11 protein-coding genes are annotated in these 13,118 nt (G+C 70.3%); 8 read left to right on the top strand and 3 right to left on the bottom strand.

Annotation, left to right across the window (positions count from 1 at the left end):
• The first annotated feature begins 47 nt into the window (after positions 1 to 47).
• The 6 genes from AB0B64_RS17610 (at position 48) to AB0B64_RS17585 (ending at position 4,676) form a co-directional block, all read left to right on the top strand.
• Positions 48 to 623: an XRE family transcriptional regulator gene (locus AB0B64_RS17610; RefSeq protein WP_357950478.1), complete on the top strand. Its 576-nt coding sequence runs from the start codon at positions 48 to 50 to the stop codon at positions 621 to 623.
• Positions 624 to 796: 173 nt separating this feature from the next.
• A complete protein-coding gene (locus tag AB0B64_RS17605; protein ID WP_358178380.1) occupies positions 797 to 1,225 on the top strand; it encodes a hypothetical protein in 429 nt (142 codons plus the stop codon).
• A gap of 64 nt (positions 1,226 to 1,289) precedes the next feature.
• Positions 1,290 to 1,595 (top strand): hypothetical protein, encoded by a 306-nt coding sequence (locus AB0B64_RS17600; protein ID WP_357950483.1) that lies wholly within the window; start codon positions 1,290 to 1,292, stop codon positions 1,593 to 1,595.
• A 22-nt stretch (positions 1,596 to 1,617) separates the two neighbouring features.
• The gene (locus AB0B64_RS17595) at positions 1,618 to 2,454 is read left to right on the top strand and encodes a polysaccharide deacetylase family protein (protein ID WP_357950485.1); all 837 of its coding nucleotides are present in this window, start codon (positions 1,618 to 1,620) and stop codon (positions 2,452 to 2,454) included.
• A gap of 57 nt (positions 2,455 to 2,511) precedes the next feature.
• Positions 2,512 to 3,162: a DUF2461 domain-containing protein gene (locus AB0B64_RS17590; RefSeq protein ID WP_357950488.1), complete on the top strand. Its 651-nt coding sequence runs from the start codon at positions 2,512 to 2,514 to the stop codon at positions 3,160 to 3,162.
• 20 nt (positions 3,163 to 3,182) lie between these two features.
• On the top strand, positions 3,183 to 4,676 hold the full coding sequence (locus tag AB0B64_RS17585; protein WP_358178378.1) for a DUF2079 domain-containing protein: 1,494 nt from the start codon (positions 3,183 to 3,185) through the stop codon (positions 4,674 to 4,676).
• Here AB0B64_RS17585 and AB0B64_RS17580 read toward each other — a convergent pair.
• From AB0B64_RS17580 to AB0B64_RS17570, 3 genes are all read right to left on the bottom strand, one after another.
• Positions 4,639 to 7,176, bottom strand: a complete 2,538-nt coding sequence (locus AB0B64_RS17580) for a hypothetical protein (RefSeq protein WP_358178376.1) — start codon at positions 7,174 to 7,176, stop codon at positions 4,639 to 4,641. The two genes, AB0B64_RS17585 and AB0B64_RS17580, sit on opposite strands and share 38 nt — an antisense overlap.
• Positions 7,177 to 7,292: 116 nt before the next feature.
• Positions 7,293 to 9,143, bottom strand: a complete 1,851-nt coding sequence (gene typA / locus AB0B64_RS17575; protein ID WP_358178374.1) for a translational GTPase TypA — start codon at positions 9,141 to 9,143, stop codon at positions 7,293 to 7,295.
• A 58-nt stretch (positions 9,144 to 9,201) separates the two neighbouring features.
• Positions 9,202 to 9,783 (bottom strand): TetR/AcrR family transcriptional regulator, encoded by a 582-nt coding sequence (locus AB0B64_RS17570; RefSeq protein ID WP_357950499.1) that lies wholly within the window; start codon positions 9,781 to 9,783, stop codon positions 9,202 to 9,204.
• A gap of 100 nt (positions 9,784 to 9,883) precedes the next feature.
• On the opposite strand from AB0B64_RS17570, the gene AB0B64_RS17565 reads away from it, so the two are divergent.
• The gene (locus AB0B64_RS17565; RefSeq protein WP_357950501.1) at positions 9,884 to 10,627 is read left to right on the top strand and encodes an AMP-binding protein; all 744 of its coding nucleotides are present in this window, start codon (positions 9,884 to 9,886) and stop codon (positions 10,625 to 10,627) included.
• 53 nt (positions 10,628 to 10,680) lie between these two features.
• Positions 10,681 to 13,098, top strand: coding sequence for a LuxR C-terminal-related transcriptional regulator (locus tag AB0B64_RS17560; protein WP_358178373.1), 2,418 nt, complete (start codon positions 10,681 to 10,683; stop codon positions 13,096 to 13,098).
• Positions 13,099 to 13,118 lie beyond the last annotated feature (20 nt).

Raw genomic sequence — 13,118 nt, 5'->3', positions numbered from 1 at the left:
CATTAGAGTACAACACAGTGCAAATCGCCTTCACTACACTGCACTGCATGGAGGATCCGGAGACGATCACGCAGGCCATCGCCAACAACGTGCGCGCTCAGCGCGCGCACCGCGGGCTCACCCTCGACGCGCTGGCCGCCAGATCGGGAGTGAGCAGAGGCATGCTGGTCCAGGTCGAGCAGGCCCGGACGAACCCCAGCGTCTCCACGCTCACCCGGATCGCCTCCGCGCTGGGCGTGACCGTGGCCAGGCTGGTGGAGGTCTCCGACGTGCCGGTGGTGCGGATCGTCGAGAAGGCCGACGTGGTCACGTTCGACCAGGGCGAGGTGCAGGCGAAGCTACTGGTCGGGGCCGATACGCCGATGATCCTCGAGCTGTGGGACTGGCGGCTGCCGCCCGGCCGGCACCACGACGGCGACGCCCACCCGCCGGGCACCCGCGAGATGCTGACGGTCCTGGAAGGCGAGCTGACACTCACGGTGTACGGCAGGAGCCACGTGATCAAGGCCGACTCCGCCGTGCTCTTCACCGCCGACAGACCCCATCGCTACGCCAACCAGGGATCCGAGGAGCTCCGGCTGGTGATGGTGGTCGCCGAGCCCAGAGAGGCGCCTGACCAATAACGTCGAACAACCTCCGGATCACCTTCTGGAGTTTCATCTGAATGGTGACGCGGAAACCCGGTCCTGCAGGGCCGGGAGGAAGCCCCACCCCTCTTTCGAAAACAGCATGGAAAGGCTCGGTGACGTTAGGTAATATGTGCGGTGGGTGATGGCGCTGTGACAGGAGGTGCGCGATGGCGATCCGCCACTCCGCCACCAAACGCCACGGCCTGCCCATGGTCGTGCGGTTGCGGCTCACGCCTACCCCGGTCCAGGCTGAGGCGCCGGCGGCGGCGGTGTCGCTGTGGACCCCCACCGGCCGCGTCACCGTGCCCTACACCGGCCGGCCGGAAGACCTCAAAGCCGTGGACACGCTGCCGGTCGCCGGCAACGGCCACGTCCGCACGCTGCGGGAGCGGCGGCACCGGCAACGCTGCCGCATGCAGAAGAAGGGGACTTCTGCGGCGCGGCGGGTGCCGCGCCGTCTGTCCGGGCGTGAGCACCGGATGATGACCGACCTCAACCACCAAATCTCGAAGTTTGTGGTGCGTGAAGCCGAACGCACCGGCCGTGGCGTCGCCCTGGAGAACCTTCAGGGCATCCGCGATACAGCATGTCCTTGACGGCTGATGCCGGATGGTGGGTACATCCCGGTGTGTGCGACGTAACGTCAGCTGGGGGTGGCGCGTGACCGAAGGGCGCACGGCGACGGAGAAGCTCCACGCGGAGCTGCACGGTCTCGGTGTCACCAGCGCCTACGAGGTGGGCGACGACGCCACCCTATCGGTGTGGATCGGCCTGGTCGTGCATTACCGAGACGGGTTTTACCGCTGGCAGGAAGGGCCCGTGAAACGTCGGCATTTGGGTACGGATCCGGTTGGATGTGCCATACGAGTGGCGCGTCGATACACCGAACTGCAGGCCGATATCCCACTCTGGTGGGAGGACCTGGCCAAGGAGCTGCGGGGTAACCCGGTACAGGAATATCCGTAAACCCCGCTCTCAGGGGGGCGGCATGCGGGGCTGGGCGGTATCTCTGGCATTGCTCGTCTTCGTGGAGCTCGTCTTCGTGGAGCTCGTCGTCGTGGCGGGATGCGGGACCCGGCCGATGATCCAACCCCAGCTGACCCGCCCACAGGCGCCCATCGACCCGAAGAAGCTGGCCAGGCGGCTCGAAGCCATGCAGCCCGGCTGGCCGGCGGCCCGCAGGATCAACTGCAGGCGCATGAAGTGCGTCGCGCTCACCTTCGACGACGGGCCCGGCGACTACACCGCAAGGCTGCTGGACCTGCTGAGCGCCCGGAAGGTCAGGGCCACCTTCTTCGTCGTGGGGCAGATGGTCGCCGCGCACGGGGGCGCCCAGCTCGTACGCCGCATCGTGGCCGAGGGGCACGAGCTCGGCAACCACACGTGGAACCATCCACCGCTCACCGGGCTGACGGACCGAGGCCTGCGCTTCCAGCTGAAGCACACGAACGACCTGGTGGAGCACGTGACCGGGGTCCGGATGCGGGTGATGCGCCCGCCGTACGGGGCGACGAACCGCCGGGTGGCCGCCGAGGCGCGGCGCCTGGGGCTGGCGCAGGTCCTGTGGAGCGTCGACACCCTGGACTGGCAGGACCGGGTGCCCGCCCTCGTGGCCAGGCGCGCGGGCAAAGCGGCAGTGGGGTCGATCGTGCTGATGCACGACATCCACCGCAGCACCATCCAGGCGGTCCCTACCCTGCTCGACCTGCTGGCGAAGAAGGGCTGCGTGCCGGTGACGATCTCGGAGCTGTACGGCAGGACGCCGGCGCCGGGCCGGATGTACGCGGCCCGGACGTACACGGCCCGAATGTACAAAGCCCGATGAGCCGGTACGGCCGTGCGGCGCGTCAAACCGTCGGCCGGCCGTGGCACTCTTGACCACATGGGTTTCACCGGTTTCCCCGACGAGGCGTTCGTGTTCTACGAGGGGCTCGAGGCGGACAACAGCAAGACATATTTCACCCGGCACAAGCACTTCTACGAGGACGCGGTGCGCGCGCCGATGCTCGCCCTCACCGAGGAGCTGGCGGCGGAGTTCGGCCAGGCCCAGCTGTTCCGCCCCTACCGTGATGTCCGCTTCGCCAAGGACAAGTCACCGTACAAGACCCATCAGGGCGCCTTCGTCGACCTCACGCCCGGCATCGGGTTCTACGTCCAGATCGGCGCCGACGGACTGTTCACGGCGGGCGGCTGCTACACCCAGGCGTCCGACCAGGTGGCCCGCTACCGCGCCGCGGTCGACGAGGACCTGACGGGCAAGCCGCTGGCGGACATGGTGACGGCCTTGCGGGCCGAGGGCTACGTCATCGGCGGCGACCGGCTCAAGACCCGTCCCCGTGGCATCGCGGAGGACCATCCCCGCCTCGACCTGCTGCGCCACAGGTCCCTGCACGCGGGCCGCCGATGGGAGCCCGAGCCGTGGGTCCACACCGCCGAGGTCCTCGACCGGGTCCGCGCCACCTGGCGTGCCTTCGGGCCGCTGGTGGACTGGATGTGCGCCCACGTACGCGCCAGCGAGTTGCCGCGCCGCTGACCATGGGAGGTCAACCGAGCGTGACGGTGGGCGGGGACGACGCGGCGTCGGTCATCGCCGAGACGGGGGATCGGACGCGCCGCGATCGCGTCACGCTGGCGGCGATCACCGCCACGGCGGCCGCCCTCTACACCACCCTTTCTCTCACCAAACTGGCGAACTTCAAGGCCGGCGCCTACGACCTGGTGATCTTCGACCAGGCCATACGCTCCTACTCCCAGTTCCGCCTGCCCATAGCCATCGTCAAGGGCGTCCACAACGGCTTCGGCCCGGACTTCTCCACCCTCGGCGATCACTGGTCGCCCATCCTCGCCCTCCTGGCCCCGCTCTACTGGCTGTTCGACGGCCCGGTGACGCTGCTGGTCGCCCAGGCGGTGCTGCTGGCCGCGGCGGTGGTCCCGCTGTGGGTGTTCACGCGGCGGGCGCTGGGGCCGGGCGCCGCGCATCTCGTCGCCGTGGCCTACACGCTCTCGTGGCCCGTGGTGGAGACCGTCGCGTTCGACTTCCACGAGGCGGCGTTCGCGCCGCTGCTCACCGCCGTGCTGCTCGAACGCCATCAGGCCGGTAAACGGGTCGGCGTGGTGACGGCCGCCCTGGCGCTGCTGTGCGTCAAGGAGGACATGGGGCTGCTGGTCGCCGGGTTCGGGCTGGTCCTGCTCACCCAGCGCGGCTGGCGGGTCCTGGGCGGCGCGTTCGTGGCCGGCGGGGCGGCCTACACGTGGCTGGCGTCGCAGGTGCTCATCCCGCTGTTCGGGGGGCGGGCCGACTACTACTGGGCGTACGGCGCGCTGGGGCCGGACATGCGAGGCGTCGCGCACACCGCCCTGACCGATCCGCTCGCGGTGCTCGCCCAGTTCGGCAGCCCACCGGTCAAGCTCGTCACGCTGGCCCTGCTGCTCGGCATCACGCTGCTGGCGGCGCCGCTGTCGCCGCTGCTGATCATGGCGGTGCCGCTGCTGGCCGAGCGGATGCTGGCCAGCTCGTTCCCCAACTGGTGGGTGGCCGGCTACCACTACAACGCCTTCGTCGTGGTGGTGGTCTTCGCGGCCGGAGTGGACGGCGTCCGGCGCCTACGCGCCCGCCACGCGCCCAGCGGGGATCGGTTGACGAGGGTCTGGGCTCTGGGGGTGGTCGGGTTCGCGCTGGTCTCCGTGCCGTTCTTCTCCCTGGCCGGGCTCGCCGACCCCGACTCCTACCGGCACGACGCCCGCGAGCGGGCCGCGGCCGCCGCCGTCGCCGTGGTGCCCGACGGGGTGCTCGTGGAGGTGGCCAACAACCTGGCGCCGGCCCTGTCGGGGCGGAGCAGGGTGCTGCTGTGGGACCGCACTCAACGCGGGGCGCCGTGGGTCGTGGCCGACGTGGGGCGTAAGACCTTCCCGTTCGTGAACGTGGCCGAGCAGCGGGAGCGAGTACGGCTCCTGGTCGGCAGCGGCTACGAGGTCCGGTTCTCCCGGGACGGCTACGTGGTCCTGGCGGCTACGGCCCGGACGACGAGGACACCTGGTCCCCCTTGAGGATGCGGTCCACGGTCTGGCCCGCCGCCGACGTCGCCGCCGTGGTGCCCGCCGCGATGACGACGGCCAGCAGCGGCGTGGCCAGGCTGCGTACGCTGCGTATGTTGCGCACCCGCGCCCACGGCTCCCCGGCCAGGTGCATGACGCGCCACTCCCAGTACAGTCCGAGCCCGATGCAGACCAGCGCCACCTCGCCCACCACGATGGCCACCACCTGCACCTTGACCGCCATCCCGATGTCCGGCTCGAACAGCGTCGGCAGGTACGCCGACAGCTCCGTGACCAACGCAGCCGCCATCAGGTGGAGCGCCTTGGTCATCGGCTGGGTGCCCCGGACGCGCGGGTAGAAGTAGCCGAACACGAAGCCGAAGGCGGGCAGCGTGAGCAGGTACCGGGAGTCGAACACGAAGCTGCTCAGGTCGGCCCCCGTCGGCCAGCCGAACACCAGCACGAAGGGCAGGCTCAGCAGCAGGCTGATCACGAACGCGTACACGCCGTTGTGCCAGGGCGTGCACCCGGCGGCGGTCGCCAGGGCCGTCTCGGGGTGCCGCCCGTGCTCCTCCAGCGCGGCCTCCAGTTCGTGGCGCCGCGTGTCGAACTCGGTCATCGTCAGCTCGCCGGCGCCCAGCTTGCCCCGGCCGATGCGATAGAGCTCCTGCTCGGAGATGAGCAGGAGCCGCTTGTGCAGGGCGGCCCTGACCAGCTGCCGGTGCTCCTCGGCGGTGGCGGGCTCGACGACGGCCGGGTGGGGGCGTACGAGGAGCCAGCGGGCCGTCACCCAGGCGGCGATCGAGGTGATCGTCAGCTGCGGCAGCGCCACGTTGGCGTCGGTGAGCGTGGTGCTGCCCCGAGGGGTGAGGTAGAGCACCATCAGGCAGGCGATCACCGTGGGGTGCGTCGCCGGGTGGTCGAGCGCGGTCAGCGAGCCGCCGAGCCGCCGGAGCCGGAGCACCAGCAGCGCGAACGCCAGCAGCAGTAACCCGAGCACTCCGCGTACGAGCGGGTCGAGCGGCAGGATGCCGATCTTCGGTATGTTCGACATGTCCGCGCCGCCGAAGGGCAGGTTCCACGACCCGCTGTCCAGCCATTCGGTCGGCCAGCCCTGCACCAGCAGGCTCACCAGCACGGCGCCCACGACCGCGGTGCGGGTCCACATCTTGGTGGCCACGGCGATGGCGGCGACCGGGATCACCGCCCAGCCGAGGGCCAGCACCAGCCGGATGCTGTCCGGCGGGTACACCCCGGTCAGCAGCGCCCGCCCCCACAGGGCGAGCGCCAGCAGGCCGATCGCCGCCTCGGCCGCCAGTACCGCCAGCCGTACGATCACCACGCGGACCCCCAGGTCCACGCTGAACACCACCGCCGCCGCGGCGGCCGTCACGGCCGCGACCACGGAGCCGATCAGCAGCGTCTGGGCGGGCAGCTGCTCGTGCAGCCACGACCAGGACAGCATGCCGAGGCCGACGAGGCAGGCGAGCCCGGTGACCACGAGCATGTCGCGGGTGGTCCACGGCGGGCTGGTCGGCAGGACCCGGCTCGCGTGCCGCGCCGTGAGCGCCGGCAGCGCGAGGAACAGGGCCACGTACGCCACGGGCCGCCAGTCCGGCGCCAGGAGCGGGAGCAGCACCAGGGGCGTGATCAGGGCGATCCCCAGGAGGAGTTCGCGGTTGGGCTGCCGGTTCCACCAGGCCAGGCCGAGCGAGCGGGCCAGGAAGGCGGCCAGCGCGATCGCGGTGAGCACGCCGAGCCCGGCCGTCCACGAGAAGTCGTCGGTCTCCTCCGCGTCCGGGAACCCGTAGGAGTCCTGGGCCAGCGTCACCTTCACCAGGTACGACCCGACGGTGAATTGCAGACGCTCCGACTCCTCCCGCTCGGGATCGAGCCCTTGGGCCTGCAGCACGGTCCAGTCGCCCGGCAGCAGGCTGATCGTCCGCTGGCTCACGATGAGCGGCTTGGCGCTGGGGGCGGTGAAGTCGAGCGTCATCAGATCGCTGGGCTCGAACTGCCGCAGCAACGTCACCCGGAACTCGGCCGTGGTCAGCCCGCCGGTTGTGGTGAGGATCGGCGCCGGCCGTGTGGTCGGGGCCAGCCAGTCGCCACCCACCTTGATGGCCCCGAACCCGTCGTCGGTGAATTGCTGGATGCCGCCGGGGAAGCTGCCGCCCTGCCGCAGCGTCTCGACCAGGGGGTCGGCCCGGTTCATGCGCAGCCGGTGCGTGATGGTCACCTTCACCTGGCGCTGCCGCTCGTCGAGCCGCCCCTGGGGCACAGCGCTCAGGTCACCCGGGAGGGCCCTGGTCACCACGACCTCGGTCGTCGCCTGCCGGGCGAGCTTCACCTGCGGGTCGCCCCGGTCCTCCAGCTCCCATGGTTCGGGCACAGTGGGACCCGCGGACCGCGTGGACAGCGGCACGGGCCTGGCCGCCACCGTGCACCAGACGATCGCTCCCGCCGAGACCATCGCGAGCCCGAACGCGATGAACATCCGGAGCTTCCCCACAAGTGGATGATTCACTCACGGAGGGAGTTGTTCTCGCCACTCCGGTCACGGTGTGGTCACACCTGACTTCTACCGAATGTCAGGAAGAAGTCAGGTGTGGTCGGTGAGTGCCTGAATCAGGCGCGCTTGGCGCGAGCCGCGGAGCGGCCACGCGTGGAGGCGTCGAGGACCACCTTGCGGATGCGCACGTGGTCAGGGGTGATCTCCACGCACTCGTCCTCGCGGATGAACTCCAGCGCCTGCTCCAGCGACAGGTTGCGCGGCGGGATCACCTTCTCGGTCTCCTCGCTGGTGGAGGAGCGCATGTTGGTGAGCTTCTTCTCCTTGGTGATGTTGACGTCCATGTCGTCGGACCGGGAGTTCTCGCCGATGATCATGCCCTCGTAGACCTCGGTGGTCGGCGACACGAACAGCGTGCCGCGCTCCTGGAGGTTGAGCATGGCGAAGGCGGTCACGGGACCGGAGCGGTCGGCCACCAGGGAGCCGTTGTTGCGGGTGCGCAGCTCGCCGAACCACGGCTCGTAGGAGTCGAAGACATGGTGCACCAGGCCGGTGCCGCGCGTCTCGGTGAGGAACTCGGTGCGGAAGCCGATCAGGCCACGCGCCGGCACCACGAACTCCATCCGGATCCAGCCGGTGCCGTGGTTGGTCATGTGCTCCATGCGGCCCTTGCGGACGGCGAGCAGCTGCGTGATCGCGCCCAGGTATTCCTCCGGGCAGTCGACCGTGAGGCGCTCGACCGGCTCGTGCACCTTGCCGTCGATGATCTTGGTGACCACCTGCGGCTTGCCAACGGTCAGCTCGTAGCCCTCGCGGCGCATCTGCTCGACCAGGATGGCCAGCGCCAGCTCGCCGCGGCCCTGCACCTCCCAGGCGTCGGGCCGGTCGGTGGGGAGCACGCGCAGCGACACGTTGCCGACGAGCTCCTTCTCCAGCCGGTCCTTGACCATGCGGGCGGTGACCTTCGAGCCCTTGGACTTGCCGACCAGCGGCGAGGTGTTGGTGCCGATGGTCATCGAGATGGCGGGCTCGTCGACCGTGATGAGGGGCAGCGGGCGCGGGTCCTCGGGGTCGGCCAGCGTCTCACCGATCATGATCTCGGGAATGCCGGCGATCGCGATGATGTCGCCGGGACCGGCCTCCTCGGCCGGCTTGCGCTCCAGGGCCTCGGTCATGAGCAGCTCGGTGATCTTCACCCGCTGGATCGTGCCGTCGGTACGGCACCAGGCCACCTGCTGGCCCTTGCGCAGCACACCCTGGTGCACCCGGCAGAGCGCGATGCGGCCCAGGTAGGAGGAGGCGTCGAGGTTGGTGACGTGCGCCTGCAGCGGGGCGCTGGGGTCGTAGGTGGGCGCCGGGATCGTCGACTTGATGATGTCGAAGAGCGGCTCCAGGTCCTCGGCGTCCGGCATGCCGCCGTCCTCGGGACGGTTCAGGGAGGCGCGGCCCGCCTTGGCGGAGGCGTAGACGATCGGGAAGTCGATCTGCTCCTCGGTCGCGTCGAGGTCCATGAAGAGCTCGTAGACCTCGTCCACGACCTCCTTGATGCGCGCGTCGGGCCGGTCGACCTTGTTGATGCAGAGGATGACCGGCATCTTGGCGCCGAACGCCTTGCGCAGCACGAAGCGGGTCTGCGGCAGCGGCCCCTCCGACGCGTCGACCAGCAGCACGACGCCGTCGACCATCGACAGGCCGCGCTCGACCTCGCCGCCGAAGTCGGCGTGGCCAGGGGTGTCGATGATGTTGAGGGTCATGCCGCCGTGACTCACGGCGGTGTTCTTCGCGAGAATGGTGATGCCCTTCTCGCGCTCGAGGTCGTTGGAGTCCATGACGCGGTCGTCGACATCCTGGTTGGCGCGGAACGCCCCGGACTGCCAGAGCATGGCGTCGACCAACGTGGTCTTGCCATGGTCGACGTGCGCGATGATCGCGATGTTCCGCAGGTCGTCGCGGCTGTTCAAAGGCATGATGACGTCTCGCTCTGTGATCGTGGGGTCGGCCACGCGAAGTCGCGGCCTTATAAGTCTAGTTGATCCCCTCTGATGGCAGGAGCGGGACGAGATGCCGCCTGGCGTAGGCACGGGCTTCGTCGTCGCTGTCCAGCGGAATCGCACTGTCCGGAGTGAGCACGAACGACAGCGCGATGCGGATGAACATCTCGGCCACTGCCTCGGCGTCCGGGGCGTCTGAGGCATTGAGATGGCCGGCGAGATACGCCCTGGCGGCCGCGAGGTAGGGGCCCGCCTGCACAGTAAGGTGCGGCAGGATCATGTCGGGCTCGGTCGCCAGCAGCCTGCTCAGCAGCGGATGCCCCCGCACCAGGCGCAGCGTGACCGCGAACCCCTCCGTCACCCGGTCGGCCATGGTCGGCAGCGGCCCGACCTCCTGCTCGAACGCCCGCAGGAACCGGTGGAGCTCGCGCAGCATCACGCCCTGGATCAGGTCGCTCCTGCGGGCGAAGCGCCGGTAGACGGTGATCCGCGACAGGCCCGCCTGCCGGGCGACGTCGTCGACGGTCAGGCGGCGCAGGCCGTGCTCCAGCATCCGCGCGTAGGCCGCGTCGAGGATGCGCCCAGCCGTGGTCGGCTCGCCGGAGTCGTCCTGCATGGATCAAGACTATGGGCGGCTCGCCGGGCACCGGACGTACATAGCGGGTTGCACATTTCTACGCATGTCCCGGCCGGTGCCGGATGCCTACATTGGCGGCATGACCTGGACAGAGCTGGTGCTGGGCGCCTCTCCCGTACAGGGCGACCAGCCCGCGGTCAGTGACGTCAGAACCGGCGAGGTGCTGTCCTACAACGCGTTCGCGCGGAAGGTCACGCACGCGGCGGCGGGGCTGCGCCGTCACGGTCTGCGCTACGGCGACCGCGTGATCGTCGACATGCCGCTCGGGGTGGGATTCGCCATCGCCGTCCACTCCGTCGCCTGGTCCGGGGGAGTGGCGGTGCTCGGAGACTCCGGGACCGCCCGCATGATGATCGCCCAGCGCGGCTACGACCCGCTCGCGGTGGATGTTCAGAAGGTCTTCACCTTCGAGCCGACGCCGGGGGAGCTCCCGTTCAGCGACCTGCTGGGTGAGCGTTCGGTCCAGTTCGGGCCGCTGGCCGGCCCCGCGCTGAGCGTCGGCGGCGAATACGTCTACGACCACGACGAGCTGGCGTCGGACCTGCGCAGTCTGTCGTCCCGGCTGCTGGTCAACGAGGACGACGTCGTGCTCGCCGCGGTCAGCGATCCGCTCAAGGGGCTGCGGGTGCTCGATCTGGCGTTGATGTCGGGCGCCCACGTGGTCATCGCGCACGAGCCGAGCCTGATCGGCTGCCGCGTGCTCGCGCACGTGCACGCGGCCACCCTGGTGATCGCGCCGAACGAGGTGGTCAGACGCCTGCTCGGCGATCCGACATTGCGCGTTGTGGACGAAAGGGCCGTCGTCAGCTCGCTCAGCCGGTGAAAAGTGCGACACTGTGGGAGAGTGTGATCCTTCCGCGACGCAGGGTAACCACAATGTCCGAGCCCCCCAGGCACAATCTTCCGGCCGAGCCCAACAGGTTCGTCGGTCGCGAGCGCGACGTCGACGACCTGTGCGGGCTGCTGGGTGAGACGCGCGTGGTCACGTTGTGCGGGGTCGGCGGCATCGGCAAGACCCGCCTGGCGCTGCGGGTCGCCGCGCGTCTGGTGCCCTCCTATCCGGGCGGCGTGTGGCTGGTCGAGCTGGCCAGGCTCACCCGGGGCGAGCTGATCCTGCAGGCGATCGGCCGGGCCGTCGGCATCCACGAGGAAGGCACCCGCCCGCTGCTCGACACGGTGGCGGCCCGTCTGCGTGACACGCCCGCCCTGCTGCTGCTGGACAACTGCGAGCACCTGGTCGACCAGTGCGCGGAAGTGGCCGCCGAGCTCATCGCGGCGTGCCGGGGCCTCGGCATCCTGGCCACCAGCCGCGAGCCGCTGCGCATCGCCAGTGAGCTGGTCTGGCGGGTGCCGCCGCTCGACCTGCCCGACGAGCGGCATCCCGACGCCGAGTCCGTGCTCCTCTTCGTCGACCGCGCCACCGCCGCGGGCACCAGGCTGAGCCCGGCGAGCCTGGACGATGTCGTACGGCTGTGCCGGGCGCTCGACGGACTGCCGCTCGCGCTGGAGCTGGCCGCGGCCCGCACCAGCCTGCTCAGTCCCGGGCAGATCGTCGATCGGATCGACGGCCGCTTCTCGCTGCTGACCACCGGCGGCCGTACGGCTCCGCCCAGGCAGCGCACGCTGCTGGCCGCGGTCGAATGGAGCTACGACCTGCTGTCGGCCAAGGAACAGGTGCTCCTGCGCAGGCTGTCGGTGTTCGCCGGGTCCTTCGACCTCGAACTCGCCGAGCAGATCTGCGCCGACCGGCCCATCTCCGAGACGGAGATCGTCGACCTGCTCGGCGCCCTGGTCGACAAGTCTCTCGTGCTGTGCGACGAGGAGCGCAGGCGCTACCGGCTGCTGGAGACCATCAAGCACTACGCGGCCGAGCGGCTGGCGGAGGCGGCCGAGCGCGAGGTGCTGCGCGATCGGCACCTGGAGGTGCTGTGCGAGCTCCAGCTGCGCCACTTCGGCACCGAGATGGTCGAGCCCGACCTGCCGTGGCCGGTGCGGCTGGCCGCGCTGGAGGCCAGCCGGAGCCTGGTGGACGACCAGCGGGCCGCGCTCGACTGGGCGATCGAGTCCGGCAACGCGCCGCTGGGCCTGCGCCTGTGCGCCTACAGCACCAGCCTGCTCCCGGTCAGCAGCGCCAATCCGGCCGAGATCGTCGGCTGGGTCGAGCGGCTGCTGGCCCTCGACCTGACCCAGGTGTCCGACGAGCAGATCGCGCATGCCCACGCGTACCTGGCCTATGGGCTGGAGGGTCGCGACGAGCTGGCCCGCTCGCTGGAGTACGCCATGGCGAGCCTGGCGGGCCTGGGCGCCGACAACGTCTTCCCCAGCTGTGTCATGCACAGCCTGACGGTCGTGGTGCTGTTGCGCATGGGACGAGGTGACGAGGCGCTGCACCACGCCGAGACCGGCCTGGCCCTGGCCACCGCCTCCGGCGACCAGTGGAACCAGGCGGCCGGGCTGGCCGGGCTGTCGGCGGTCGCGCTCACCCGCGGCCGGCTGCGCGAGGCCCAGTGTCACGGCGAGGAAGCCCTGGCCAAGGCCCGCCAGCACGGGCACCGCTGGCTGCTGGCCAGGACCGCGACCCAGCTCGGCGCGGTCGCCGAGGCGCGCGGCGACCTGGTGAAGGCGATGGCCCAGTACGAGCTGGCGGTCCCGTGGCTGGAGGAGCTCAATGGCACCATCGAGCTGGCCCGCTGCCTGGCCAGGATCGGCCGGGTCGCGGCGCTGCTGCACGAGTTCGAGGTGGCCAGGGAGCGGCTGGCCGCGAGCCTGAAGCTGAGCAGGCTGACCGGGCAGCGCCAGAGCGTGGCCCGCTGCCTGGTGAGCCTTTCGGTGCTGGCGGAGACCGAAGGGGACCTGGAGAGCTCCGTACTTGCCGCCGCCTCGGCCACCGCGCTGCGCGAGTCGATGGGCCAGCACTCCGCCACGATCCGCATCGAGGAGCTGCTCACCCGCGCCCGCGCCAAGCTCGGCGAGGGCCGCACCGCGACGCTCTGGTCGCGGGGCAGGACGATGAGCCCCGACGACGCCGCCCGCCAGGTCCTCGCGGGCGAGCGGCCGGTCCCGGCCGGTCCGGTGGCGACCGAGCCCGTCAGGCACTCGCTGCTGACCGCCCGGGAGCAGGAGATCGCGGCCCTGCTGACCAGGGGCCTGTCCAACCGGGCCATCGCCGAGGAGCTCGTCATCAGCCCCGCGACCGTGGCCAGGCACATCGCCAACATCATGGAGAAGCTCGGCTACACCTCGCGCGCTCAGATCGCGGTGTGGGCGGCCGAGCAGCCGCGCGGTTCTGCATAGCGATCTGCATATTCCGCCCC

The sequence above is a fragment of the Nonomuraea sp. NPDC049129 genome, from assembly GCF_040648495.1.
Taxonomy (GTDB): Bacteria; Actinomycetota; Actinomycetes; order Streptosporangiales; family Streptosporangiaceae; genus Nonomuraea.
This window is presented reverse-complemented; position numbering and strand designations above follow the sequence as displayed.